General features: G+C 47.9%; 27 protein-coding genes and 4 tRNA genes. 11 read left to right on the top strand and 20 right to left on the bottom strand.

From position 1 onward, the window contains the following. Window positions 1-43: 43 nt before the first annotated feature. On the top strand, window positions 44-1825 hold the full coding sequence (locus tag EGC76_RS02880; RefSeq protein WP_128351514.1) for a M61 family metallopeptidase: 1782 nt from the start codon (window positions 44-46) through the stop codon (window positions 1823-1825). On the opposite strand, the gene EGC76_RS02875 is transcribed toward EGC76_RS02880, so the two are convergent. The 3 genes from EGC76_RS02875 to EGC76_RS02865 are packed head-to-tail and all read right to left on the bottom strand — an operon-like array spanning window position 1770 to window position 4228. After that, entirely contained in the window at window positions 1770-2630 is an 861-nt protein-coding gene (locus EGC76_RS02875; protein ID WP_128351513.1) for a M23 family metallopeptidase, read from the bottom strand. The two genes, EGC76_RS02880 and EGC76_RS02875, sit on opposite strands and share 56 nt — an antisense overlap. Then, on the bottom strand, window positions 2623-3504 hold the full coding sequence (locus EGC76_RS02870) for a 6-carboxytetrahydropterin synthase (protein WP_128351512.1): 882 nt from the start codon (window positions 3502-3504) through the stop codon (window positions 2623-2625). Before EGC76_RS02870 ends, EGC76_RS02875 begins: the two co-directional genes overlap by 8 nt. 58 nt (window positions 3505-3562) lie before the next feature. Continuing rightward, window positions 3563-4228 carry a LysE family translocator gene (locus EGC76_RS02865; protein WP_128351511.1) on the bottom strand — a complete coding sequence of 222 codons (666 nt, stop codon included), beginning with the start codon at window positions 4226-4228 and terminating at the stop codon, window positions 3563-3565. A 45-nt stretch (window positions 4229-4273) separates the two neighbouring features. On the opposite strand from EGC76_RS02865, the gene EGC76_RS02860 reads away from it, so the two are divergent. Continuing rightward, window positions 4274-5191, top strand: a complete 918-nt coding sequence (locus tag EGC76_RS02860; protein ID WP_128351510.1) for a LysR family transcriptional regulator — start codon at window positions 4274-4276, stop codon at window positions 5189-5191. On the opposite strand, the gene EGC76_RS02855 is transcribed toward EGC76_RS02860, so the two are convergent. The 11 genes from EGC76_RS02855 to EGC76_RS02805 form a co-directional block, all read right to left on the bottom strand. After that, window positions 5157-6653, bottom strand: coding sequence for an FMN-binding glutamate synthase family protein (locus EGC76_RS02855; protein ID WP_246013881.1), 1497 nt, complete (start codon window positions 6651-6653; stop codon window positions 5157-5159). The two genes, EGC76_RS02860 and EGC76_RS02855, sit on opposite strands and share 35 nt — an antisense overlap. Window positions 6654-6750: 97 nt before the next feature. Further along, window positions 6751-7347, bottom strand: coding sequence for a CBS domain-containing protein (locus EGC76_RS02850; RefSeq protein WP_128351509.1), 597 nt, complete (start codon window positions 7345-7347; stop codon window positions 6751-6753). Between the two features lie 50 nt (window positions 7348-7397). Continuing rightward, on the bottom strand, window positions 7398-7685 hold the full coding sequence (locus EGC76_RS02845) for a hypothetical protein (RefSeq protein WP_128351508.1): 288 nt from the start codon (window positions 7683-7685) through the stop codon (window positions 7398-7400). Window positions 7686-7776: 91 nt separating this feature from the next. Next, window positions 7777-7863, bottom strand: a tRNA-Leu gene (locus EGC76_RS02840). Window positions 7864-7891: 28 nt separating this feature from the next. Further along, window positions 7892-7965 (bottom strand) — tRNA-Cys (locus EGC76_RS02835). An 8-nt stretch (window positions 7966-7973) separates the two neighbouring features. After that, window positions 7974-8048 (bottom strand) — tRNA-Gly (locus EGC76_RS02830). Between the two features lie 79 nt (window positions 8049-8127). Then, the gene (pgsA, locus tag EGC76_RS02825; protein WP_128351507.1) at window positions 8128-8676 is read right to left on the bottom strand and encodes a CDP-diacylglycerol--glycerol-3-phosphate 3-phosphatidyltransferase; all 549 of its coding nucleotides are present in this window, start codon (window positions 8674-8676) and stop codon (window positions 8128-8130) included. Between the two features lie 15 nt (window positions 8677-8691). After that, entirely contained in the window at window positions 8692-10557 is a 1866-nt protein-coding gene (gene uvrC / locus EGC76_RS02820; protein WP_128351506.1) for an excinuclease ABC subunit UvrC, read from the bottom strand. Continuing rightward, window positions 10550-11209: a LuxR C-terminal-related transcriptional regulator gene (locus EGC76_RS02815; RefSeq protein WP_128351505.1), complete on the bottom strand. Its 660-nt coding sequence runs from the start codon at window positions 11207-11209 to the stop codon at window positions 10550-10552. The genes uvrC and EGC76_RS02815 overlap by 8 nt, the downstream gene beginning before the upstream one ends. 141 nt (window positions 11210-11350) lie before the next feature. Further along, window positions 11351-12142: a thioesterase family protein gene (locus tag EGC76_RS02810; RefSeq protein ID WP_128351504.1), complete on the bottom strand. Its 792-nt coding sequence runs from the start codon at window positions 12140-12142 to the stop codon at window positions 11351-11353. A gap of 83 nt (window positions 12143-12225) precedes the next feature. Beyond that, window positions 12226-12317, bottom strand: a tRNA-Ser gene (locus tag EGC76_RS02805). A 221-nt stretch (window positions 12318-12538) separates the two neighbouring features. Between EGC76_RS02805 and EGC76_RS02800 the strand changes: the two genes are divergently transcribed. From EGC76_RS02800 to EGC76_RS02780, 5 genes are read left to right on the top strand one after another with little or no spacing between them, the layout of a single operon-like run. After that, window positions 12539-13213 (top strand): Bax inhibitor-1/YccA family protein, encoded by a 675-nt coding sequence (locus EGC76_RS02800; RefSeq protein ID WP_128351503.1) that lies wholly within the window; start codon window positions 12539-12541, stop codon window positions 13211-13213. Between the two features lie 10 nt (window positions 13214-13223). Next, window positions 13224-13580, top strand: coding sequence for a DsrE family protein (locus EGC76_RS02795; protein WP_164876782.1), 357 nt, complete (start codon window positions 13224-13226; stop codon window positions 13578-13580). Between the two features lie 20 nt (window positions 13581-13600). Continuing rightward, the gene (locus EGC76_RS02790) at window positions 13601-13948 is read left to right on the top strand and encodes a DsrE family protein (RefSeq protein WP_128351501.1); all 348 of its coding nucleotides are present in this window, start codon (window positions 13601-13603) and stop codon (window positions 13946-13948) included. Window positions 13949-13957: 9 nt separating this feature from the next. Further along, window positions 13958-14278: a hypothetical protein gene (locus EGC76_RS02785; protein WP_128351500.1), complete on the top strand. Its 321-nt coding sequence runs from the start codon at window positions 13958-13960 to the stop codon at window positions 14276-14278. Beyond that, entirely contained in the window at window positions 14271-14600 is a 330-nt protein-coding gene (locus EGC76_RS02780; RefSeq protein WP_128351499.1) for a TusE/DsrC/DsvC family sulfur relay protein, read from the top strand. Before EGC76_RS02785 ends, EGC76_RS02780 begins: the two co-directional genes overlap by 8 nt. A gap of 25 nt (window positions 14601-14625) precedes the next feature. On the opposite strand, the gene serS is transcribed toward EGC76_RS02780, so the two are convergent. From serS to lrp, 6 genes are all read right to left on the bottom strand, one after another. Further along, a complete protein-coding gene (gene serS, locus EGC76_RS02775) occupies window positions 14626-15924 on the bottom strand; it encodes a serine--tRNA ligase (RefSeq protein ID WP_128351498.1) in 1299 nt (432 codons plus the stop codon). 21 nt (window positions 15925-15945) lie between these two features. Continuing rightward, window positions 15946-16311 (bottom strand): fluoride efflux transporter CrcB, encoded by a 366-nt coding sequence (crcB, locus tag EGC76_RS02770; RefSeq protein WP_128351497.1) that lies wholly within the window; start codon window positions 16309-16311, stop codon window positions 15946-15948. Continuing rightward, on the bottom strand, window positions 16304-17644 hold the full coding sequence (locus tag EGC76_RS02765) for a replication-associated recombination protein A (protein WP_128351496.1): 1341 nt from the start codon (window positions 17642-17644) through the stop codon (window positions 16304-16306). The genes crcB and EGC76_RS02765 overlap by 8 nt, the downstream gene beginning before the upstream one ends. Continuing rightward, the gene (gene lolA / locus EGC76_RS02760; RefSeq protein ID WP_128351495.1) at window positions 17631-18275 is read right to left on the bottom strand and encodes an outer membrane lipoprotein periplasmic chaperone LolA; all 645 of its coding nucleotides are present in this window, start codon (window positions 18273-18275) and stop codon (window positions 17631-17633) included. Before lolA ends, EGC76_RS02765 begins: the two co-directional genes overlap by 14 nt. 24 nt (window positions 18276-18299) lie before the next feature. After that, window positions 18300-20699, bottom strand: coding sequence for a DNA translocase FtsK (locus tag EGC76_RS02755; protein ID WP_128351494.1), 2400 nt, complete (start codon window positions 20697-20699; stop codon window positions 18300-18302). A gap of 139 nt (window positions 20700-20838) precedes the next feature. Next, complete coding sequence (gene lrp, locus EGC76_RS02750; protein WP_128351493.1) at window positions 20839-21330, bottom strand: leucine-responsive transcriptional regulator Lrp; 492 nt, start codon at window positions 21328-21330, stop codon at window positions 20839-20841. Window positions 21331-21497: 167 nt separating this feature from the next. Here lrp and ald point away from each other — a divergent pair, with 167 nt between their 5' ends. From ald to infA, 4 genes are all read left to right on the top strand, one after another. Further along, window positions 21498-22625, top strand: coding sequence for an alanine dehydrogenase (gene ald / locus EGC76_RS02745; protein ID WP_128351492.1), 1128 nt, complete (start codon window positions 21498-21500; stop codon window positions 22623-22625). Window positions 22626-22782: 157 nt separating this feature from the next. After that, complete coding sequence (gene trxB / locus EGC76_RS02740) at window positions 22783-23742, top strand: thioredoxin-disulfide reductase (protein ID WP_128351491.1); 960 nt, start codon at window positions 22783-22785, stop codon at window positions 23740-23742. Between the two features lie 23 nt (window positions 23743-23765). Then, window positions 23766-24464, top strand: a complete 699-nt coding sequence (aat, locus tag EGC76_RS02735; protein ID WP_246013880.1) for a leucyl/phenylalanyl-tRNA--protein transferase — start codon at window positions 23766-23768, stop codon at window positions 24462-24464. A 143-nt stretch (window positions 24465-24607) separates the two neighbouring features. After that, window positions 24608-24826 (top strand): translation initiation factor IF-1, encoded by a 219-nt coding sequence (gene infA / locus EGC76_RS02730; protein WP_008489926.1) that lies wholly within the window; start codon window positions 24608-24610, stop codon window positions 24824-24826. Window positions 24827-24836: the final 10 nt, after the last annotated feature.

Genomic DNA, 24836 nt, shown 5'->3' with positions numbered 1-24836 from the left:
TAGGGCGAATAATCCCCCGCATCGTCGCTGCACGAGGAACCTTATGCTTCACTACCGAATTCGCGTCAAAAATGCTAATGCTCACATCTTTGCTGTCGCCATTGAGATTCCAATTACAAAACCGCAAGACTTCGTTAAGTTGAGTTTGCCTGCTTGGATTCCCGGTAGTTATATGATTCGTGACTTTGCTAAAAACATCAGCGATCTTCGCGCTGAGCAGCAAGGTACTGCATTAAAGGTGAACCATTGCGACAAGCAAACCTGGCAAATTGACGCACCTGAAGTTGGCATGTTGCTTATTAGCTACGAAGTTTATGCCTTTGATTTGAGTGTGCGCAGCGCCTACCTCGACCAGTTTTGGGGATTTTTCAACCATTCAAGTTTATGTATGGCCGTGGCTGAGCGAACTCACGAAGCCTGTCGCGTAACCGTCGAAGCACACGAAGGTTGGCACGTAGCGACAGGCATGCAACGCGACCAGGGCCATCGATTCGGTCCAGGCGAATTTCGTGTGGATAGTTATGAGTCACTCATTGATTACCCGGTGTTGATGGGGCCACTGGACATCCATGAGTTTATCGCAGGCGGCGTCAAGCATGCGTTGGTATTCGCTGGCCGCCATTACGGCGATGTCGATCGTATCTGTCGCGACCTTGCCGCTATCTGCGAATACCAAATCGAATTATTTGGCCACGAACCGCCATTTAAAGACTATCTATTTTTAACCATGGTTGTCGGTAAAGGGTTTGGTGGGCTTGAGCATCGCAACTCAACAGCGCTCGTTTGCAGCCGCAAAGATTTAGTCTTACCGGGAAAACAAGGTAACGACAATGACTACCGTACCTTTCTTAGCCTATGCAGCCATGAATACTTCCACAGCTGGAATATCAAAACGCTGAAACCAAAAACCTTTATCCCTTATCAATTGGATCAAGAGCATTACACCGAGCAGCTGTGGTTCTATGAGGGCGTTACCTCTTATTATGACGACTATGTGTTGCATCAATCCGGGTTAATCGATTCAGGTGCTTATTTAACGCTGATTGGTGAAACTATGGCCCGTGTGCAGCGAGGTGCTGGTATTGACCGGCAAACGGTTACAGAATCAAGTTTTCATGCCTGGACAAAGTTTTATAAACAAGATGAAAACTCACCGAACAGCATTGTCAGCTACTATGCTAAAGGCGCGCTTATTGCGTTATGTTTGGATTTAACCTTGCGCTTAGAGTCAGATCATAGGGTTACCCTTGCGCAAGTCATGCATGACTTGTGGCACCGCTACGGTAAAACCTTAGAAGGTACTGACGACGACACGGTACAAACATTCATTCAAGCAACCTATGGTATTGATGTTTCAGGCTTTTTGCAGCAGGCACTGTATACCACACAGCCACTCCCCACCATTGAGTTACTCGCTAAGTTTGGTGTTACGGTGAAAAAAGACCAAAGTGCGGATGACAACAGTTTTGGCGGTAAACCCGCCACAGCACGATTGCCTGTCGCTTTAGGTGCCAAATATAAGGCATCCAACAACGGACTGGAATTATTAGTTGTATTCGCTGGTGAAGCGGCACAAGAGTGTGGGCTAAGTGCTACAGATCGGATTATTGCTATCGACAACTTACAGATAACGGATAGCAATATTAAAGAAATTTTCGAGCGCTATCGGCCCGGTGATGAAGTCACCGTGCACGCCTTTCGACGCGATGAGCTGATAACGCTACAACTTACCTGGCACGCCCCGAAACCTACTAGCTATCTGCTAAGCGTTAGCGATCCGCAGCAGGTACAGGGCTGGTTGCGGTTGCAGAAAAATGTTCGATAACCAAGGCTGGGTCTAACCGCTCATGGCGCCAGTTAATGCGCCAGTCAAGGTGAGGCCCTGTTACACGACCGGTGGCACCAATTTCGGCAATTTTTTGACCTTGCGCGACTTCATCACCAACGGCTGCATGCAATTTGTGTAGATGGATATAAGTGCTGGTAACACCATACCCATGATCGATAATCAAGGTGCCACCGGAATAAAACAAATCATTCTCGGCTAGAATCACCTTACCTGACCAGGGAGCTAACACTGGGCTACCTGTCGGCGCGGCAATATCGAGGCCAAAATGTGGGTTACGCGGTGTGCCATTAAAAATACGTTGGCTACCATACACCCCACTAATTCGGCCTTGTGCGGGCATTTTCACCTGCGCTAAAAAGTCGGTGCGATCACTTAGCGCGTTATTACGAGCAGTCCACACCTGTGCAGCTTCGCGTTTAGCGCGTTGTTGCTGTTCAGGATCAGGGGTAACTGTTTGTTGCGGCACACCATCAACACGATCAATCTTGTACTGGCGCGGTTTTATCTGAAGCGTTTTCTTGAATTTGCGCCCATGATGGTCAAATAGGGTTAGCTCTTGCGCACCATGCTGATCGCGACCAAAGCCAAACACCACCTGCCCCTCAGGAGTCATGCGCAGCGGTTCGCCGTTGAGTTCAACCCGTTCTGCAGAATGCACATCACCAATTAGCAGAGTGCCCGAGGTTAATGCCCCTCGGATATCAATGTCAGGTGTAACAGGTTGCTCATGAGCCTGAGCGGTTGCTGCAATAGCTAGAATTGCCACCAGTATTTTACGCATAACCAATAGCTCCCTTGCCGACGCCTTCAAAACCGGTGACTTTCACCGAAGCATCAGGCTGCTCATGTTTAATCTTCTGTGCCAAATAGGTCGCAATGCACTCGACCGTCGAGTCTGTTGGAATGGTATAGTTTTCCGCCGTAGGAACCAGCAACTCGAACAGACCTTGATCCGCCGTATAACTGTACGCCACGTGTGTCGAAGGACTGAGCTGTTGGCTATGTTCGGATAGTTGTAACACATCGAACGCTACGATATCTTCTTCTGATCCCAAGTAAATATCCTGCCAAGTCGTCGCCCAAAATTGTTCCAGCGTGGTGTCACGCTGATCATTGAGGGCAATATAAATACGTGAACGATGGCCGTGCGCAATGCGTTGGCAATTACCATCATGCTTTTTCAGGCCATGGGTATAGTGATAAAACGCACCGGGAATTTCCTCAGCGCGCAGCTGTAATTCCAACCCTTGCACATTATCTGGCAGCTCACGTTTTATCACCGCTCTTAAATAGTCGGTGATACTTGCCATGGTAACCTGCTGCGCATCGATAAATGCGAATGCATCGGCGGGACAAAATAGGTGAATTGAGCGATTGTTAGGCCGCATGAAGTCCACCCAGTAGCTATTGCCATCTTCATGATGGCTCACTTGAGTGTATTCATGCTCTGCAGGAACCGCTAATTTATGGTCAACCGCGCTATCAATGATGCGCTTGATTTGCTTCTTAACGCGGCCAAAATCAAGCACCATAGACTGCTCGTTCAGTGAGCCATCTAAAATAATATCAACAATCCAACTTTCACCAACCATTCCGCGCTCTGGGCACAGGTATGAGAAGTCGATGACGGTCAAATCGTTTACAAATAACTGCATAGTTCTCTCGATTAAATGATTCTCATAGCAACATTAGGCGAAAGTATACCACTACCTATCACTGGGCGATAACTTTGATAAGCACCAGCCAGTCGTAAATTAGCTTCGCGCTCAATAGCAGCAAAGCCAGCCCCATCGCACGATCTATCCAATGACTAGCGGCCCACATGCGACGATAAAACGGTGGCCAGGTGATTAGTGTGGCTAAAAACGAGAACCACAGCCCCGTTGCAATGGCCATGTAAATGCCATACCCAACTTTTACCGACGTTGGCGTAGCAGGCGCAATCACCGTGCTGAAGAGGGCTAAGAAAAAAAGCGTGGCTTTGACGTTTAAACCATTCGTTAGAAATCCAATCCGGAACGCTTTAAGTGCCGTTATGCCGTGCGTTGGTACATTTGAATTGTTTGGCAACGGGCCGCGCGGTTGGGCGCGAACTGCTTGCCAACCCAACCACCCCAAATAGCCGGCACCAACCAAAAGAAGCAGTCCATAAACCCAGGTATAACGGTGAATAATTAACGCCACTCCCAGCACGGAATAGGCAACGTGCAACAGTATTCCGGTACCAATTCCTAGTGCAACCCAACGCCCAATCCTCCCGCCATAACTGATACTGTAACGTGTGGTTACCGTGAAATCGGGCCCGGGGCTTGCTACAGCAAGAAGGTGCAAGGTGGCGATAGTTAAAAATTCTGCCCAATAGATTGCTAAATGTTCCATTGTGATTTACTTTTAGTTAATTAAACTTGCACCAAGGTTATTCAGATGGCTAGCGAAAAATCACCTTCACTCAATGCATTACGGGTATTCGCCTTTGCGGCCCATGCCGACTCATTTAAACAAGCTGCACAACAGCTTGGCGTATCACAATCGAATATTACGCGACAAATCCAAGCGTTAGAAGAGCAATTAGGTACACGGCTATTTCAACGCGACAATCGTGTTCATGCTTTAACCCCAGCAGGTGAAGCATTAGCACCTGATTTATTGCGCTTGTTTAAGGAGCTTGATCGCACCGTTGAACGCACGCGCCATATTGGCGACAGTGAATTAACAACATTGCGGATTGCGCTTCCAGAGAGTTTATTGCGTTGGTGGTTATCAAGCCGACTGGCGGAATTTTATGCACTGTATCCGCATATTCAAGTCCAGTTTAACACGGTGCCGCTCTTTCCTGACGCCAATGAGCGAGCAAACATCTGCGCGCAACTTCAGCACGAACAACTCGATATGGCAATTCATTATGGCCATTTACGTGACAAGGCTCTGAAACAAGTCGCCCTCTATACGCCGACGTATGTTCCGGTTGCGCCTACTCAAAGTGACAAAGCTTTAGCATCGCGACCTTGGTTAATTGACGTGAATGCCCCCTACTGGCGTCATTTTAAAAAAGCACAGGCGCATTTGGCGAAGCAATTGAAAACCCGTCCGGTCGGAAATAGCAATATTGCGGTGGACTTAATTCAGGGTACTGACCAAATTACGCTTATTGATCAACTATTTCTTGCTCACCCGCAACTGCGTGACTATGTCAAACATACCGAATACCAAGTAACCCTGCCTGAGCCAGTTGCCTTAACACTTAAACAGCGGCAACGGCAGCCTGTTGCGCTTGTTGCGTTTGTTAAATGGCTTGAAGCACGTTTAGCTAGTTCATTGGCGGGTAATGTTCGGCCAAGCTAACACTGTCACCTGTATGCGTAACCACCCGCGCATGACGGCGGTTTAATTTGCGCGGATCAGAGACACCGCATGAATGGGCGATAATATTCACACCATATTCCAAAAATTTATGGTAATTGGCAACCCGAACGCTCTTGTCGGCAGGGTCTAAGCCCTGTTGCAGACGTTTGTCATGCGTTGTTACACCTGTTGGGCAGGTGTTTTTATTACATTGCATCGCTTGAATGCAGCCAAGCGAGAACATAAAGCCGCGCGCTGAAACCACGAAGTCAGCACCAATAGCCAATGCCCAAGCTACGTCAGCCGGGGTTATCATTTTTCCTGAGGCGATAACCCGAATACGATCTTTGATACCACCGGCGGCAAGCTTATCAATCAGTATGGGTAAGCTTTCAGACAGCTTTAATCCAACGTAGTCCATGAGCGGTTGCGGCGATGCACCAGTACCACCATCCGCACTATCAAGCGTAATAAAGTCAGGTGCACTGCTTGGACCGCGTGCGTTAATGGCGGCAACGAGCTCGTCAATCCAGTTGGGTTCACCCATCACAAATTTAATGCCCGTTGGCTTCCCAGTGATTGTGCGTACACGCTCAATGAAATCGAGAAGTTCTTCGTTATTTTTAATCTCCGGATGCCGGTTGGGTGATATCGAGTCTTTGCCTACGGGTATACCGCGAATTTCCGCGATTTCTTGATTTACTTTAATGGCGGGCAGAATACCGCCTTTACCTGGCTTAGCACCCTGACTTAATTTAATTTCGAACATTTTTATCCGATCATCACTCGCCAGTTGCCTAAGCTTACCTTCGTGCAATGCACCGGAGCCAGTTCGTACGCCATACTTGGCGGTACCTATCTGAAACACGATGTCGCAATCACCAGCTAAATGGTACGGACTCAATCCACCTTCCCCGGTGTTTAACCAACACCCCGCTAATTTTGCACCTTTCGATAACGCGGTAACAGCGACGGGTGATAATGCGCCATAACTCATGCCTGAAATATGAAAATAACTGGTCGGTGAATAAGGTTGCTCACAATCAGCGCCGATAGTGACCGGTTCCGGATGCGTTTTCTCTTCTTCTTGATGTGGGTAAGCGCTGTTAGCAAAGATTATCGTACCGTTTTTGGTTAAATCGCGGGTGGAACCAAATGCAATAGTTCGGTCTGCGTTTTTTGCAGCACGATACACCCAACTGCGTTGCGAACGATTAAACGGCATTTCTTCGCGGTCCATAGCGTAGAAATACTGTCTGAAAAACTCACCAAGATGCTCAAACATATACCGAAAACGCCCAATAACTGGGAAATTTCGACGTATGGTGTGGCGTGTTTGGCGTTTATCAACCACATACATAGCGATAACAGCGCCTAGCCCAACAATTAGCAGCAATACAAAAAGCGCAACCAGCCATTGCGCCAGTATTAATAATGTTCCCATCCACCCTGCTGCTTCCATAGTCGCTGCCTTGTTTGTTTGCGTTTATCGTTCAAGCTTATAATACAACATATAAAAAGCCCTCGGATTTAGCGAGGGCTTTAGTAAAAAAAAAGCTTTAATTTCCGACACTATCGGGATGTTTGATCGCGTTAAAAACCTCAGCGAAAGTTGTTGCTCGCGGATATAAACGAATGGACTCACCCGTTACCGCCATAATTTTAAGAGAAACCACGATACCGCTAATACGGCTATCGGTTGTAATCACAATAAAATCAGAACCTGCTGCCTGCATGGTTGCAGCAATATCGCCAATTTTTGCAGCCCTGATTTGTTGAGAGTTTAACACCGGAATTTGACCTATCGGCCGCATTAAGTACCCTACAGTTAGCTCATGCCATGGCAATTGCAGTAAATTGGCAATTACACCACTATGGCGACCATGCAGCTCGCGGGCCATGAGCACACCAATAACCTGTCTCTTTTCGTCTATAACAACACCATAACGCTGTTCAGAGGCATTAAATATCGATTCAGCTTCCAGTACAGGCATCTGTGGTGTTAACAGTACCAATGCGTTGTCATGCAGTTCATCAACGATATGGTGTGCACTTTGATGCCAATCTAAACGCTTTTGACTCAATTGCTCTTTGGGTAACGGCAAAAAGTGCGTGTGTGGGGATGATTCCCAATGTAATGCGTGGAATTCGGACATAACTCACCTCAATATACTGATTGATTAATTTTTTATTTAAAATAATTAAATCAATCCAGAACTGGTGGAGCTCTAGCCGGGTTAGACGAAACAATATAACTGAAGGCTGCAACCGCAGTACCAATTTCAGGTTGGTATGAATAAGTACTTTGGAGCGGGTTCGTGTGTGTTAATAACGCATAATCAGGCTCATCCAGCAGATTTCGCTCGGATGATACATTCAACTCAACGGCGGTTTGTTCCAGATGGTAACCGTCAACAGCATTAATCTCTGCCCGTGGCGCCAACCACAGCAAGGAAAATATGACTGTAACAATCCCAAAACGTAACAAAGCCACGGCTAAACCGAATCTGTTTGCATGATGTAGTAAAGATATGGGTGGTTTAGATGTTTGACAAGCGTCAATAAAAAATAAATTGCAGAGGAAGTGGTGCCCGGGGCCGGACTTGAACCGGCACGCTGTTACCAGCGAGGGATTTTAAATCCCTTGTGTCTACCAATTTCACCACCCGGGCACATACTGTATTACCTGAGGTCTCTCAATGGAGGCGGGTCCCGGAGTCGAACCGAGATCCACGGATTTGCAATCCGCTGCATAGCCATTCTGCCAACCCGCCATTGAGTTTGGAGCGGGAAACGAGATTCGAACTCGCGACCCCAACCTTGGCAAGGTTGTGCTCTACCACTGAGCTATTCCCGCATCCAGTGCTGACGCATTCTACTGTCTATTTCGGCAAGGTCAACGACTTTTTCGCCTGAACACGTCTGTTTGCCTATTTTTAATCCACTTGGCTTAAATCTGACCATGCAGCGCGCAAATATTCACCCATTGACCACAGTGTTAGAACAAAAGCGGCATAGAGCAATACTGTTGCCGTTACGATAACAAAAGTGTTGGCTTCCCAAATCAAGCCACCAATGGCGACCATTTGTGCAATCGTTTTGTATTTACCTAAATTTGATACTTTAACCTGGTCGTGTCGGCCAATCTGCGCCATCCATTCACGCAATGCTGAAATAACCAGTTCACGACTGATAATTGTTAGTGCAGGTATACTTATCCACCAAGTTGCATAGTGCTCAACAACAACTACCAGTGAGGCTGCAACCATTACTTTATCGGCAACTGGGTCTAAAAATGCACCGAACTTGGTGAATTGATTAAACTTCCGAGCTACCCAACCATCAAGTGCATCCGTAAATCCAGCCACGGCAAACACAAAAGCAGCCCAAAAATGGGCATCTTGGCCTGGTAAATAATAGATAATCAGAAACACCGGAATCAATAAAATCCGGAAGCTGGTCAAGATGTTAGGAATATTCCACATCAGCGCTATTGTCCTCTATTCATCACGAAATGCATGGTAGATAATTTCTGCTAGTTCGCGACTAATTCCTGGTACTGCAGTAAGTTGCTCAATACTAGCCTGTTTTACTTCCTGTAATCCACCTAGATTTTGCAATATTTTTTGTCGTCGCTTAGCACCAATTCCCGGAATATCTTCGAGTTTTGATGATCGGCGAACTTTTGCCCGACGTTGGCGGTGGCCGGTAATAGCGAAACGATGCGATTCGTCGCGAATATGCTGAACTAAGTGCAATGCAGGCGCATCGCCCGCTAATGGAACTGTTGCGTGACTGCCCGCCAAAATCAGTGTTTCTAGCCCAGGTTTGCGTGACTCGCCTTTAGCAACACCAATAAGTAATGGTGGCCGCACACCTTGCTCATCGCCCCAATCATTAAAATAAGCTTCTGCTTGCGCCAGCTGACCTTTGCCGCCATCAATAAATAAAATATCGGGTATCGCGGCCTTCCCTTCTTCACTTAAGAGTGCAGCGTCGAACCGTCGCTGTAAAGCCTGAGCCATGGCTGCGTAGTCATCGCCCGGTGTAATACCCTTGATATTAAAACGGCGGTAATCTGCTTTTTTCGGCCCCTGCCGGTCGAATACCACACACGAAGCAACAGTCTCTTGACCCATGGTGTGGCTAATATCGAAACACTCCATGCGTTGCACGGGCTGCTCAAGATCCAATACCTGCTCCAGCTGTTGTAGTCGCAGAACCATCGTGTTTTCTTGATTTAATTTGCTTTCTATCGCATTGAGCGCGTTCTTTTGTGCCAGCACTTGATATTGCTTTCGCTCACCGCGCACGCTATGGGTCATGCGAACATTCTGTGCGAGCGCTTGCTCAAGAATCTGTAAATCGTGTTCAGGATCGAGCACCTGCGCCGCATTAGCTTCCGGTAGAATAATTTCACGCGGTAACCGCCGGCCAACTTGGTCATTCAAGTAAAATTGCAGCATGAACGCGAGCAAAATTTCAGAATCTTCGGTATTCGGCGGCACTTTTGGGAAGTAGCTACGGCTACCTTGCACCGCACCTTCGCGAATAAACAATAAATGCACTGCGGCAATTCCACCACGACGTACAAACCCGATAACATCAAGCTCTTGTTGATTACCGGTAACAGCATTGCGTTCTTGCACTTTGCGCATCGCCGCTATCTGATCGCGAAACCTTGCGGCGCGCTCGAAATCCAGCACGGTGCTAGCCTGCTCCATGCGCGCAACCAACTGATCAATAACTTGTTGATTCTTGCCTTGCAAAAATGCCTTGGCTAAATCTACTTGCTCTTGGTATTCCCCGTCTGTGCAGTAGCCTTCCACGCAAGGGGCTAAACAGCGCTTTAATTGATATTGCAAACACGGGCGGCTGCGGGCTCGGTAGTACGAATCTTCGCATTGGCGCACGGGAAACAACTTTTGCATGAGCCGCAGACTCTCTCGTACCGCCACGCCACTTGGGAACGGCCCAAAATAATCACCTTTCTCGCGGCGCGTACCGCGGTGAAATGCTAAACGCGGGTGTGAATGATGGCTCACAAAAATATAAGGGTATGACTTATCGTCGCGCAGCAGAACGTTATAGCGTGGCCGATATTTTTTAATAAAATTGTTTTCTAGAATAAGTGCTTCAGCTTCGGTATTGGTTACCGTGACATCCATAGAGGCAATTTGCTTAACCAGCGTTTGGGTTTTGGGGCTGTCGACATTTTTACGAAAGTAGCTGCTAACGCGCTTTTTTAAGTCTTTGGCCTTACCCACATAAATAACAACACCCTCACCATCGTACATGCGATACACGCCAGATTGATGGGTCAGGTGCTGGATAAATGCTTTAACATTGAATACGGAGTCAGTCATACCTTTGCGATTGGTCGATTTCAACAAGCCCTGATTGTATCGCAAGATGAGTCAATTCAACATCACCCGCTACACCAAGCTTCTGAAATATTCGATATCGAAAGGTATTTACTGTTTTACTGCTGATATTTAGATGCTTCGCAATATCAACCACGCGAATTCCGCGGCCTAACATTTGCGTGACTTGCAGCTCTCGGTCACTCAGAGACTTCATTAAACGCCTGAAGTTTTGCGACCGTGGGTTTTTAGCCAAATATTCAGCCACAGCACTGGCCACGTACATTTGGCCTCGGCTTGTATTCGCGCAAGCGCGTTCAAATTCCTCATAACTCGCATTCGCTAACAAAAACGCATCCACTGTGTGCGTATTGCATTGAAAATCGAGTACGTCCTGGAAGTTTTCCGCCCATAATATAAGTTGCAAGTCATTGTACCTTCGGTGCAGTCTTCGCCAACTTTCAATTGTCCCATCACCTGCGAGTCGACTGGATAAAATAACAGCTGCAAACGGATGATTTTTCACTTCATCTCGTAATTCATTTATGGTCGAAACACTCGCTACTACGCGGTATTTTTTATTGCCCGAACTTAATGTTGTGTACATCCCAGATCGCAACAAATCGCTCGGTATTGCAATGATAAAGTCGGTCATGACGACACATTCCTTGTGAGGTATTTCCTAGCGAGGAATTCACTAGGTGAGTTCAGGTATGACCTATTTGTGAGCTAAAATCAATAACAAATTCATCGAATTACAGTATGATCATTAAATTTCTTACAAAGTGATCAATGATTAACCAAACACCGTCACGGTTTGTCGGCTTATGGCGACTAACTTGCCTTCATCATCCCAAATATGCGCATGCGTATGGCCATATCCGTGTGCGGCATAATCTATATACGCAACATACTGCCACCAGTCGTGCGTACTCTTTTGATTATCCAGAGGTTCTGGGAACTCAATTGTCCACGTTAATGAACTCGCCGGTGCTGGTTGCTGCAAATGTGGTAATACGGCCGGTGGCCACGCATCAACTAAACCTAACAATAACCCGATAGTAATCGGCTGCTGTTCTTTGCGATAGCGCATCCAACCGCCGAATTCACGTGACGTATTACCTGAAAAAGGTAAGCCACCAACTGAAACGGCGTAATCATAGTGTTCAGTAAACTCGGGTAGAATGCTGACCTTAGGAAATTCAGCGCCAAGTTCACGGCTTGGTACATTTGCCTGAAGTGTGTCGGTCACCTGCACTGCGGAAGGGCGTGAGCGCCCATAGCTCGCCAACGCAGATAGCACGACGGCGTTATCCTGAAGAATTTCAACCGCTATCTGAGTTACGTTTTTGCCTTCACGAAGAATACGCCGAGCCAACGTCGCTTCACCGGGTTGCACAGGAGCAACAAAGGAAACCGTAAATGCGCGAAGGTCTTGCTCAGCACTGGCACCATAGTGCGCATGTTGCCAAGCAATGGCTGCAGTAATACCGCCGAATAATGCGCGGCCCTGCCCCCATCCTTCAGGCAGTTGAATTAACTGCTCCGCGGCTGGCGTAATCTGGCTAAGTATCTCTGAAAACTGCATGTAACCTCCTTGACTGCATGATTCGGTATTCTAGCAGACGCAAAACGAAAAAAGCCCGCTCAAAAGAGCGGGCTTTTCGAATGTGGCGGAGAGAGAGGGATTCGAACCCCCGGTGGGCGCGAACCCACGCCTGATTTCAAGTCAGGTGCATTAAACCGAACTCTGCCATCTCTCCGCGGTCTGTAAGGTGTGTGCCTCAAGACGAAGCGAATGATAAAGAGCTGAAACACGCTTGTAAAGGAAAAATTTAAACCAAATGGTTCGTTTGCTGTCATTTTATACAATCAGGTATGAATTTCGCTTGAAAACATTGTCTTTGGTACCCATTTATACGGTACACTCTAGGTGATTAACTTGTTCGTAGAATAAGCCATTGAGAACAACACGGAGATTTACATGAGTAACCAAGCTCACATTTCTACCGCACAGCGCGGTGAAACAGTTTTACAAACTAACAAAGTTCTGCGTAACACCTACATGTTACTCGGTTTAACACTAGCCTTTAGCGCCTTTACCGCGTTTATTGCTGCGAGCATGGGGTTACCTCACCCAGGCTTCATCATTACGCTGGTCGGTTTCTATGGCTTATTGTTCCTCGTGCATAAAACCGCCAACAGTGCCGCAGGCTTGGTCTCCGTGTTTGCCTTAACCGGATTCATGGGATACACCTTAGGCCCAATTCTTGGTTCAATCAGTGCCATTGGTCCGGCCGGTGATCAAATCATTATGACCGCACTTGGTGGCACCGCATTAACCTTTTTTGCCTTGTCGGCCTATGTGTTAACAACCAAAAAAGACATGTCATTTCTGGGCGGCATGATGACCGCGTTGTTCGTTGTGGTGTTGGTTGCCTTCGTTGCGAATATCTTTATGAACGTGCCGGCATTGAGCTTAACCTTATCAGCCCTGTTTATTTTGTTTTCAGCAGGCGCCATTCTGATGCAAACCAGCGCCATCATTCATGGTGGTGAGCGCAACTACGTGTTGGCGACAGTAACCCTGTACGTTTCGATTTATAATATTTTCGTGAGCCTTCTGCATATTTTAACTGCGTTCGGCGGCGACGAGTAAAGGTAAAGCTGTGGCACGGATAGTTATTGCGTTACATGCCGCACCTGCGGCAAGCGTTCCGGCCCAAAGTCGCAGCCTGTTAGCGTATCACTACGCGCAGGCTGCGCTTGTTTCCGGCCATCACATTGATATGGTGTTTTTTTATAGCGCCGCTGTTATGCATGCACAGCAACCCGCCGAAACCGAAACCGTAGCGCTTTGGCAGGCATTAGCACACGAGCACAACATCCCTCTCGTTATTTGCAATACCGTTGCAGAAACAACGTATAACATGAATGTCGATGAACTTGTGGCACCCTTTCAAAACGGCGGCCTCAGTGAGTTTTCGATGGCTGCAGCTGCAACTGACCATGTGATTCAGTTTTAACCTCGCGGACCCTAACCATCATGACACTCGCTGTAATTCAAACCCAAGCAAGTGATAGCCAAACAGCCTGGCAGGGGCAGGATATGCTTTTGGCGCTTGCCAGCATGGATTTAAACCCGCAACTCATACTTACCGGTCATGGCATTGATTTATGGCTGCATGACGGTGATAGCCAGCAAAATAATCGTTCATTACACAAGCGCTATGCCATGTTGGAGCTATTCGAGTGCCCTGCACCTTGGGTTCATGAAGATGAATTGGCAGCGCGCGGCTTGTCAGAAGATGATTTTATTGGTGCCATCAAGGTACTGGACACAGATGAATGGCACGTTGCACTCGCTAAACTAACCAAAGTACTTACCTACTAAGCGGCTAATATGATTGATTTCACTGCACCAGATACCCAAGCAGCCCCCGTTATACTCGTTCGAACATGGCCGAACCAAGATTGGTTGCAACGGTGGCTAGTGCCAAACACGACATTAATCTTAAGCGAGCAGGCATTGTTGGATGTTGTTGCTAAGCCAGAGCTGGTTGAACAACTGCCAGTTACCCCTTATGCCCTGCATGCAGAACTCAAATTACTCGATATCGAAGAATTACCTGCTACGATCATTCAACTCGGCACTGCGCGCTGGGTTGAAATGACGCTTGAGGCCAGTAGTTACATCGTTTGGGATGAAACCAGCGATGTTTAAGTTTAATGGGCGGGAATATGAAACCGACAAGCACGAATATCTGGCTAATTTCGATGAGTGGTCACCGGAGCTTGCGGAGTATATCGCGAGCTTGGAAAACATTGAGCTGACAGCTGCGCATTGGGAAGTGGTTAATTTTGTCCGCGAGTTCTATCAAACTTACGATACCAGCCCAGCCATGCGGGTATTAGTAAAAGCCATTGGTAAAAGCTTAGGGCCGGATAAAGCCAACAGCATTTACTTGTACAAATTGTTCCCTAAAGGCCCAGCCAAGCAAGCGACACGTATAGCGGGCCTGCCTAAGCCCGCCAAATGCATTTAGGCAGCCCCGAAAGCTCGCAGCGACGTTATTCCGCTGCGATTCGAGTAACCCCACCCATATATGGCTGCAAAGCCACAGGCACGGTCACAGAGCCATCTTCTTGTTGATTATTTTCTAATAACGCAACCAAGGTACGCCCCACTGCTAAACCGGAACCGTTCAACGTATGCATAAGTTCTGGCTTGTTCGCACCTTTACGACGGAAACGTGCCTGCATGCGACGTGCCTGGAAATCCAGCATATTTGAGCAAGAGCTGATTTCACGATATTTTTCTTGGGTTGGCAACCACACTTCCAAATCATAGGTTCTCGCAGCACCAAAGCCCATATCACCAGTACATAACAGCACTTTTCGGTAAGGTAGCTCCAATAACTGCAGTACTTTTTCAGCATGCCCTGTCAGCTTTTCCAACGCATCCATAGAGTCTTCCGGCTTCACCAACCACACCAGTTCCACTTTATCGAACTGATGCTGACGAATTAAACCGCGGGTATCACGACCGTGCGAGCCCGCTTCACTGCGAAAACATGGGGTGTGCGCCGCATATTGCAGGGGCAGCTGGTCTTCGTCAGCAATTTCGTCGCGCCAGAGGTTGGTTAATGGCACTTCTGCTGTTGGAATTAACGACAGCGCCACCTGATTTTCAGTTGCGCCCTGCACGTGAAACAAGTCCTCACCGAACTTAGGTAACTGCCCTGTTCCGAATAAGGTGTCGTGATTCACCAAATAAGGTACATAAGTTTCTTGATACCCGTGCTCCGTGGTATGTAAATCAAGCATAAACTGGGTTAACGCACGGTGTAGCCGCGCTATTTGACCTTGTAAAACAACAAAGCGCGCCCCCGCCAATTTCGAACCCAGCTCGAAGTTCATACCGTCATTGATGGCACTTGCCACATCAACATGGTCGCTCGGCGCAAAATCAAAACGCCGTGGCTCGCCCCAGCGGCTAACTTCTTGATTATGGTCTTCATTTGGGCCCAAAGGCACTGAAGCATCAGGAAGGTTAGGCACACCGGCGATGATCTGTTGCAGCGCATCCTGCACCGTCGCCAACTCTGCTTTGGCTGAGTCGAGCTGGGCGCCTAAATCATCAACGGCAGCCAACAATGGTGCGATATCTTCGCCTTTTGCTTTCGCTTGACCAATTGATTTCGAACGGGAATTGCGTTCAGCCTGCAAGGTTTCAGTATGAACTTGCAAATCTTTACGCTGCTGCTCTAAGGTTTCTAAGCGTGATACATCCAATTCAAAACCACGTGTGGTTTTGAGGCGCTCTGCCGTTTCAGCGAGTTCACTACGAAATAACTTAGCGTCTAACATGAGTTTCCCAATCGATTAAATTTATGACTTCAGCCACAGCGCCAACAGCACCGCAGCAATACATCCGAAAGCGTTTAAGCACGCATAGAGCAGTGCTTTTATATAATCCCCTTGCTGTGCGAGCAATACCACGTCCAGCGAAAAGGTTGAAAAGGTTGTAAAAGCCCCCAAAACACCAACACCTAAAAAGAGCCAAAGTTGTTGGTTTGGCTCTGCTTGTTGGTATTGGGTAGCAAATAACAAAGCCAACAAAAATGAGCCCGTTATGTTAACGATTAGCGTCGCGAAAGGAAATATTTTGCTGAGATTAATTAACCACATTCCCATGCCGTAACGTGCCATGGCGCCAATGGCTCCACCTGTAGCCACCCAGAATAAGTTAGTCATCCTCGCCTCGCTGCCAATCGCTGTTTTGATGCTGTTGCTGCATCCACTTTAATTTCTCGTGCAGTTGTTTTTCTAACCCGCGCTCAGTTGGAACATAGAGCTGCGTATCTGCAATCGCACTTGGTAAATAGCGCTCGCCCGCCACAAAAGCGCCTGGGTAATCGTGGGCATAGCGATAGTCCTTACCATAGCCGTCCGCTTTATGTAGCGCGGTTGGGGCATTGGTTAAGTGTTTCGGTACTGGTAAATCTGGATAATCTTCTGCGAGGCGCTTCGCTTGATTAAACGCTTGATAAACCGCGTTGCTTTTCGGCGCCATTGCACAAAATATAATGGCCTGCGCAATCGCCCGCTCGCCTTCGGCTGGCCCTACCCGCGTAAAGGTGTCCCATGCATTGAGCGCTAATTGCATCGCTCTAGGATCCGCATTGCCGATGTCTTCCGAAGCAATAGCAAGTACGCGACGCGCCACAATCAACGGGTCACCACCGCCATGCAGAATGCGCGCATACCAATATAGTGCTCCATCGGGAGACGACCCTCGCACCGACTTATGCAACGCCGACAGCAGTTCGTAATAGGCATCGCCCTGCTTATCAAACAGCGCCTGCCTTGAACCAACGGCTGCTTGTGCCAGTTCTAATGAAATCACGTTATCTGTGGCGGCATCCGCGCAAATTTCTAAAAAGTTCAGAACACGCCTCGCATCACCTGCTGCCGCATGAATCAGAAAATTGCGGGCGTTTTCACTGAGCTGCAATGGGCGCTTGCCCAACCCACGTTCCTGATCAGTTAACGCTTGCGATAAAACTTGTTCAATTTCGGTATCGGCAAGCAACTGCAAACGATAAACGCGGGTACGAGACAGCAAAGCGTTATTTAGCTCAAACGCTGGATTTTCCGTGGTTGCGCCAACAAAAATGATGGTGCCGTTTTCAATATGCGGAAGAAACGCATCTTGTTGACTTTTGTTAAACCGATGCACCTCATCAACAAACAACACTGTGCGCTGTTGATGGCTTGCCGCACGCTGTTTCGCTGCTTCTATCGCCGCACGAATGTCTTTAACGCCTGCCGTAACAGCACTAATTCGATCAAGTACTGCAGACCCGCTCATGGCCACTAATTCTGCTAGCGTGGTCTTGCCTGTTCCTGGCGGCCCCCAGAGAATCATTGAATGCAAAAGCCCCCGGCTAATCGCTTCATACAGCGGTTTGCCAGGGGCCAAAATATGTTGTTGCCCAATATATTTGCTTAATGCTGTCGGCCGCATGCGTGCAGCCAACGGCCTAAAATCAGGCTCCAGCTCAAATTCGCCGTTAGCGTTGGTCATCCAGATCAATCCCTTCCGGCATGTCGAATTTAAAGAGCTTACCGTCAAGTGCTTTATTAAGATGAACCTGCTCTAACTCGATGGTGCTGATCTGGCCTTGTCCATCATCAAGAATAATACGCTGTAGCTGAGCCGGTGCGCCCTGTTCGGCAAACACCAATTGCAAACTCTGTGCGCTGGCTGCGCCTGCTTTAGGCTGCAGCGAAAAGCTGTTAGCTTCGCTCTTTACGTCGTAATCGCGCCAAGCTTGGCTATCACCATCCAGTAGCAGCAGCAAGGGGCTCTGCGCCACTGCATCAGACTGGTTGTATACCGTAACTTGCTCCACAAATGGATTGTAATACCATAAGCTTTGGCCATCGGCGACCATCAAGGTTTCGTCGGGTGCGTCAGTTTGCCAATACAGTAAATTGGGGCGAGCAATCGCCATGCGCCCATGCAACTGCTGCACTAATTCGCCATTTATATCCGTCACCTGCTGACTAAAATCAGCTTCTAGGGTGGTTAAGCCTTCAAGACGTTGCAATAGCGTCTGGCGATCGGCTTCACCGGCTTCGGCCGGGAACCAAGTTGCCGTAACTAGCGTTGTTACAGTAACGCCAACAGCTGCTAACAATTTCAATGCGTTCATGTTGTGTATTCCATTAACTTCAAATTAATCGCGCGGTGGACGCGGCGCGAGTACTTCGCGTTGACCGTTATTACCGGCACTACTAACGACACCACTGGCTTCCATTTGTTCCACAATGCGTGCTGCACGGTTGTAACCAATTCTAAATTTGCGTTGTACACTGGAGACTGAAACGCGACGCGCTTCGGTAATAAAGGCAACGGCCTCGTCGTACAATGGATCGCTTTCTTCGTCGCCCAAATCAAGTTGCTCGCCCGGCAGTAAACTGTCTTCGTCCACCCCGCCTTTAAGAATTTCTTCTAAGTAATTTGGCTTACCACGTTTCTTCCAGTCTGCAACCACCGCATGCACTTCGTGATCATCGACAAAAGCGCCGTGCACACGCGTGGGCACACCGCTTCCCGGCGGTAAGTACAGCATATCACCCTGCCCTAATAACTGGTCAGCGCCCGGCTGATCTAAGATGGTGCGTGAATCAATTTTTGATTGCACCTGAAACGCGATACGCGTTGGAATGTTGGCTTTGATTAACCCTGTAATCACGTCAACTGAAGGCCGCTGCGTAGCCAAAATTAAATGAATACCAGCTGCCCGTGCCTTCTGAGCGATACGTGCTATCAGTTCTTCTACTTTTTTGCCGACAATCATCATCATGTCAGCAAACTCGTCGATAACAACGACAATGCTCGGTAGTTTCTCTAAGTACGGGGGTAACTCGTCCATGGAATCACCCGGCTTCCAGATTGGGTCGCGCAGCGGCTCACCCGCTTCTTTGGCGTCCATAACTTTCTGGTTGTAGCCTTTTAGATTACGAACCCCAAGCGCAGACATGAGTTTATAGCGACGTTCCATTTCGCCAACACACCAACGCAATGCATTGGCCGCGTCCTTCATATCGGTGACTACTTCGGTTAATAGGTGCGGAATACCCTCATAAACAGACAGCTCAAGCATCTTAGGGTCAATCATGATAAGGCGAACATCTTCAGGTGAGCTCTTATAGAGTAAGCTCAAAATCATCACGTTCACGCCCACTGATTTACCTGAACCTGTGGTACCCGCCACCAGTAAGTGCGGCATTTTAGCTAAGTCGACCACTACCGGCGCACCAGAAATGCCCTTCCCTAGTACCATCGTTAATGGTGATTGGCTTTGCTGGAACACGTCACAGGCAATGACCTCACTGAAAAACACGGTTTCACGGGATTTATTCGGCAGCTCAAGGCCCACGTACGACTTACCTGGAATAACTTCAACCACGCGTACCGAGATTGCACTCAGCGAGCGCGCGATGTCTTTGTCTAAGTTCGAAATCTTAGAAACCTTTACACCCGGCGCTAAATCAAGCTCAAAGCGGGTAATAACGGGGCCCGGCTGAACGTTGGCAACCTTCACTTCAACGCCAAAGTCTTGCAAGACGGCCTCAACGGTTTCACTGATTTGCGCAAGTTCTTCCGGTGTCAGCGGATTACCAGTTTTATTTGGACGATCTAACAGCTCAATTGACGGTAATGGGTCAACTGATAATTTGATCGGTCCATCAGTATCTTCGTCGTCATCATCTTTAACATCAGCACTAGGCTTTTTAGCCGCAGCTGGTTTTGGCGCGAAGCGCTCTTCATTTTTGCCCTTGGTCTTTGGCGCAGGCGCATTGTCGACAAAAAACTCTGGGTCATCATCGTCCAGTGCATTAATAGACAAATCTAAATCCAGCTCAGGCTCTTGCCGAATGGTAGTCGCTGGCAAAGTTTTCTGGCTAGGTGACAGTGCTGCTGGCTTTTGCGCTTTAATATCTGGCGAGTGTGTCCGTTCGCGCGAGCTGTTGTACGACTTAATGCGGCTTGCCAAACGTTTGGTTAGTTGAATCAGGCCTAGCGTGCCGGCAATGGTTACTTCGCCAAGTTTATCGGCTAGCCAAATCCAGGAAATGCCAGTAACTAAGGTTAACCCGGTGCACAAAAACGTCAGTAATAATAAGGTTGTTCCAATGACATTAAAGTAAGGCAGCAACGACGTACTAATTACATCGCCAACCACGCCACCAGCAGAGAATGAATAAATGTCATTGAAATTTAGCGAGGCCAGCGCCGAACTGCCAACCAGAGTTAGTACCAAGCCAATAAGGCGCAGCCCCACCGCTAAATAGTCAAGTTCCAGCAACCGATGCGGCTGGCGAAACATCATGTAACCCAAGGCGGCGAGACCAAAAGGAATTAAGTACGCAACAAAACCAAACGCAAACAGCAACGCGTCAGCAAACCACGCGCCAATTGAGCCCGCAGCGTTATGAATGGTGCCTTCGTAGGCCGTTTGCGACCAACTTGGATCAGCTGGATTAAAGCTAGCCAGCGCTAAAAATAGAAAAATTGCAAACGCGCCACATAGAATCAGGCCAACTTCGAGTACCCGTTGGACTCCGCTCATGCGCTTCTCCAGCTTGGTGATTGAATGACCATATGGTTGCGTATTCCCTAATGTTCTGATGTTGCGATAGTTGTTTTTGTTAGTACTAAGCATTGTAACGTGGTTAGCAGGGTTATTCAGCTATTTATACCACCTTTTCTTAACCTTTAATGAGAACCTTATTATCATCTTTTACCTCTTCCATCACCACATATGTGCGCGACTCGTTCACGCCCGGCATGGTTAGAATTGTTTCGCCCAGCAGTTTTCGATAGGCAGGCATATCCGGCACCCGCGCTTTAATGAGAAAGTCAAAATCACCTGCCACTAAGTGGCACTCAAGAATTGCCGGTGTCCGCCGCACTGCTTCACTAAACTCAGCAAATGCGTCCGATGAGGTTCGGGTCAGTGTGATTTCAACAAACACCATCAAATTCGCACCGAGTTTGGCAGGGTTAATTCGTGCATGGTAACTGTCAATCACCCCCTCACGTTCGAGCTTACGCACACGTTCATTGCAAGCCGTTGGACTTAAGCCTACGCGCTGCGCCAAATTGACGTTACTGATACGCCCATCATCCTGCAAAATCCGTAAGATCTTCCGGTCTAATCTGTCAATAGTTATTTCTACGGGTTCTTCGGCATTAAACATTGTTTTTCTCTATTGCGAGGCCTCATGACCTATTTATAGACTATAAATTGATATAAAAAAAGTACGAAACACACCTAGCTTATCATCTATAATTGCCGCCGTTAACTTATCGTGTCTTGCTGGCACGATATCATTTATGACCTTTGTAAAATTGGAGAAGCACAACCATGCTGATTGGTGTACCTAAAGAAATTAAAAACCACGAGTATCGCATCGGCCTAACCCCTGCCGCGGTTCGCGAATACGTTGCACACAGTCACCAAGTCATGATTGAACAAAATGGCGGCCTGGCTATCGGCTTCACCAATGAAGATTATGAGCAAGCTGGCGCAACCATCATTGCTGACGCTAAAGAGATTTTTGCTAAGGCAGAAATGATCATCAAGGTAAAAGAACCGCAACCGCATGAGTGTGAGCAATTGCGCGAAGGTCAAATTCTTTATACCTACCTGCATTTAGCACCAGATCCAGTGCAAACCGAGTTACTCGCTAAAGCTGGCGTAACTGCAATTGCCTATGAAACGGTAACTGACCGTAACGGCGGCTTGCCACTCTTAGCACCTATGAGTGAAGTTGCTGGGCGTATGTCCATTCAAGCCGGCGCGCATCATTTAGAAAAAGCCAATGGCGGCAGCGGTACTTTGCTTGGTGGTGTACCTGGCGTAGCGCCTGCTAAAGTTTTAGTTATTGGCGGCGGTGTTGTAGGTACGCAAGCGGCTAAAATGGCTGTGGGTATGGGTGCTGACGTAACAATTTTAGACCGTTCACTGCCGCGTTTGCGCCAATTGGATGACATCTTTGCAGGCCGCGTAAAAACCATTTACTCCACCGTTGATGCCATTGATGTGTTCTCGCGTGAAGCTGACCTGGTTATCGGTGCCGTACTTATCCCTGGCGCAGCAGCACCAAAATTACTGACCCGTGAACATTTGCAAAACATGAAGCCGGGTTCTGTTGTGGTTGACGTAGCTATCGACCAAGGCGGTTGTTTTGAAACCTCAAAAGCAACCACCCATCAAGATCCAACCTACGTTGTTGAAGATGTTATTCACTACTGTGTTGCGAACATGCCAGGTGGTGTTGCACGTACCTCCACCATTGCGCTTAATAACGCCACGTTGCCATTTGGTCTTGCGTTAGCAAACAAAGGATTAAAAGCGATGGCAGATGACCCGCACCTGTTAAACGGCTTGAACATGCATAAAGGTAAAATTACCTATAAAGCAATTCATGACGATTTAGGCGCGCAGCTTGGGCTTGACTATATTGACCCAATGCAAGCTATCAAAGCCTAATCAGCTTGCGCAATCGTAAGCCGGATTGATTTATTGACAAGACCCGTGGAGGATTTCCTCTGCGGGTCTCTTGTTTCAAGGGCTTGTAATCCATACAATCACCCCCATAGTCAATCTAAGCTAGCGTAAAAATAAAGAACAACGGAGTATTACACTTATGGCTGAAGCCAAACATTGCCGTCTGCTCATCTTGGGTTCAGGTCCGGCCGGATATACCGCAGCCGTTTATGCTGCGCGCGCTAACCTTAATCCTGTCATGGTGACCGGTATGCAACAGGGCGGTCAATTGACCACCACCACTGATGTTGAAAATTGGCCAGGTGACCCTGAAGGTTTAACCGGTCCTGATTTGATGGTTCGCATGCAGAAGCATGCTGAAAAATTTAACACCGAGATGATTTTCGATCACATTAATCGCGTTGATTTTTCCAGCAAACCGCTCAAGCTTTTTGGTGATTCTGGCGAATACACAGCTGATTCAGTGATTATTGCAACCGGAGCGTCAGCAAAATATTTAGGTTTGGATTCAGAAGAAGCATTTATGGGCCGCGGTGTTTCGGCCTGTGCAACCTGCGATGGCTTTTTCTATCGTAATCAGAAAGTGGCTGTTGTCGGTGGCGGTAATACCGCTGTTGAAGAAGCTCTTTATCTTGCTAATATTGCCAGCGAGGTTCACGTCATTCACCGTCGTGATACATTCCGTGCTGAAAAGATTTTGGTTGATCGTTTGCACGACAAAGCGAAAAACGGCAACGTAACATTGCATTTAAATAAGACACTCGACGAAGTGCTCGGCGATGACGCCGGAGTAACTGGCATTCGTATTAAAGATACCCAAAATGGCGCATTATCAGAACTCGATGTGATGGGTTGTTTTATCGCAATTGGGCATCAGCCAAATACTGGCATTTTCGCCGACCAACTTGAAATGCAAGATGGTTATATTGTAGTTAGCTCGGGTTTGCATGGTAATGCCACGGCAACCAGTGTACCCGGTGTATTTGCTGCAGGCGACGTAATGGACCACATTTACCGTCAGGCGATTACATCAGCAGGCACAGGCTGTATGGCCGCGCTTGATGCTGAACGCTATCTTGATGGTTTAACTAAGGCGTAAACCAACGCGCCCAAGGAGCTCTGGTGCTGTTCGAACTGAATCCGGATTCGGTAAAGTTTCCATCACCAGAGCTTGCTCTTGCTGAACCCAATGGGTTGCTCGCCTTTGGTGGTGATTTATCGGTAGCACGTTTGGTTGAAGCCTACCATCAAGGCATTTTCCCTTGGTATGGCGATCAAGATCCTATTCTGTGGTGGAGCCCTAACCCACGCACCGTTATCACCCCATCAAGTTTACATGTCAGCCGTTCAATGCAACGGTTTTTAAAACGCACCCCCTTCACCGTTACTCTTAATCACGCCTTTGAACGGGTGATTCATGCGTGCGCTAAAGTGCATGGTGAGGCTGGACGCGGCATCTGGATTCATCCTGAAATGATGCAAGCTTATCTTAACCTCCACCACCGCAAGCACGCGCACTCGGTAGAAGTTTGGTCTGGCAACGCGCTGGTCGGCGGACTTTATGGGGTGTCTGCAGGATCAATTTTCTGTGCTGAAAGTATGTTTCACACACAAACAAACGCCAGTAAAACCGCACTCATTTGTTTTGCCAGGCACTTTTTTACCGCCGGCGGAGCACTTATCGATGCGCAAATTAGCAATTCACATACGGTAAGCATGGGCGCACATGATTTACCGCGTACCGAGTATTTACGGCGTTTGCAGCAGCAAGAAGGCGCTTTGCGTAAGAATTTGTGGACACCGACAACGCTAAAAGCCTGACGAAAGGTGATAAGCAGTGGCAATTACCTGCAAAAACGGCTAAAATTCTGGCCACTTTTAGCACGGCGCATGTGTTTGATGTGTCGGGCACACTATAAATTTGCGAATTATTCGCACAATCAGAAAATTTATCGAGGACTTGAATGGCAAAAGAAGACAGCATTGAAATGCAAGGCACGGTTTTAGATACCCTGCCAAACACAATGTTTCGCGTTGAACTAGAAAACGGTCACGTGGTGACCGCTCATATTTCTGGCAAAATGCGCAAGCACTATATTCGCATTTTAACTGGTGACACTGTAACTGTGCAGCTCACCCCATACGACCTAACGAAAGGTCGAATCGTCTTCCGCGCGCGTTAATTCAGAACTA

The sequence above is a fragment of the Pseudidiomarina gelatinasegens genome, assembly GCF_004025325.1.
Taxonomy (GTDB): domain Bacteria; phylum Pseudomonadota; class Gammaproteobacteria; order Enterobacterales; family Alteromonadaceae; genus Pseudidiomarina; species Pseudidiomarina gelatinasegens.
The sequence above is the reverse complement of the archived record's forward strand: the minus strand, read 5'-3'. Positions and strand labels throughout refer to the sequence as shown.

Coding starts and splice junctions, on each gene's coding strand:
- ald (WP_128351492.1), top strand. CDS start 21,498: ATGCTGATTGGTGTACCTAAAGAAATTAAAAACCACGAGTATCGCATC.
- trxB (WP_128351491.1), top strand. CDS start 22,783: ATGGCTGAAGCCAAACATTGCCGTCTGCTCATCTTGGGTTCAGGTCCG.
- EGC76_RS02880 (WP_128351514.1), top strand. CDS start 44: ATGCTTCACTACCGAATTCGCGTCAAAAATGCTAATGCTCACATCTTT.
- EGC76_RS02765 (WP_128351496.1), bottom strand. CDS start 17,644: ATGACCAACGCTAACGGCGAATTTGAGCTGGAGCCTGATTTTAGGCCG.
- EGC76_RS02810 (WP_128351504.1), bottom strand. CDS start 12,142: ATGCAGTTTTCAGAGATACTTAGCCAGATTACGCCAGCCGCGGAGCAG.
- EGC76_RS02875 (WP_128351513.1), bottom strand. CDS start 2,630: ATGCGTAAAATACTGGTGGCAATTCTAGCTATTGCAGCAACCGCTCAG.
- EGC76_RS02865 (WP_128351511.1), bottom strand. CDS start 4,228: ATGGAACATTTAGCAATCTATTGGGCAGAATTTTTAACTATCGCCACC.
- infA (WP_008489926.1), top strand. CDS start 24,608: ATGGCAAAAGAAGACAGCATTGAAATGCAAGGCACGGTTTTAGATACC.
- EGC76_RS02800 (WP_128351503.1), top strand. CDS start 12,539: ATGAGTAACCAAGCTCACATTTCTACCGCACAGCGCGGTGAAACAGTT.
- lolA (WP_128351495.1), bottom strand. CDS start 18,275: ATGAACGCATTGAAATTGTTAGCAGCTGTTGGCGTTACTGTAACAACG.
- EGC76_RS02755 (WP_128351494.1), bottom strand. CDS start 20,699: ATGAGCGGAGTCCAACGGGTACTCGAAGTTGGCCTGATTCTATGTGGC.
- pgsA (WP_128351507.1), bottom strand. CDS start 8,676: ATGTGGAATATTCCTAACATCTTGACCAGCTTCCGGATTTTATTGATT.
- uvrC (WP_128351506.1), bottom strand. CDS start 10,557: ATGACTGACTCCGTATTCAATGTTAAAGCATTTATCCAGCACCTGACC.
- EGC76_RS02850 (WP_128351509.1), bottom strand. CDS start 7,347: ATGTCCGAATTCCACGCATTACATTGGGAATCATCCCCACACACGCAC.
- EGC76_RS02870 (WP_128351512.1), bottom strand. CDS start 3,504: ATGCAGTTATTTGTAAACGATTTGACCGTCATCGACTTCTCATACCTG.
- lrp (WP_128351493.1), bottom strand. CDS start 21,330: ATGTTTAATGCCGAAGAACCCGTAGAAATAACTATTGACAGATTAGAC.
- serS (WP_128351498.1), bottom strand. CDS start 15,924: ATGTTAGACGCTAAGTTATTTCGTAGTGAACTCGCTGAAACGGCAGAG.
- EGC76_RS02790 (WP_128351501.1), top strand. CDS start 13,601: ATGACACTCGCTGTAATTCAAACCCAAGCAAGTGATAGCCAAACAGCC.
- EGC76_RS02785 (WP_128351500.1), top strand. CDS start 13,958: ATGATTGATTTCACTGCACCAGATACCCAAGCAGCCCCCGTTATACTC.
- crcB (WP_128351497.1), bottom strand. CDS start 16,311: ATGACTAACTTATTCTGGGTGGCTACAGGTGGAGCCATTGGCGCCATG.
- EGC76_RS02860 (WP_128351510.1), top strand. CDS start 4,274: ATGGCTAGCGAAAAATCACCTTCACTCAATGCATTACGGGTATTCGCC.
- EGC76_RS02855 (WP_246013881.1), bottom strand. CDS start 6,653: ATGGAAGCAGCAGGGTGGATGGGAACATTATTAATACTGGCGCAATGG.
- EGC76_RS02815 (WP_128351505.1), bottom strand. CDS start 11,209: ATGACCGACTTTATCATTGCAATACCGAGCGATTTGTTGCGATCTGGG.
- EGC76_RS02780 (WP_128351499.1), top strand. CDS start 14,271: ATGTTTAAGTTTAATGGGCGGGAATATGAAACCGACAAGCACGAATAT.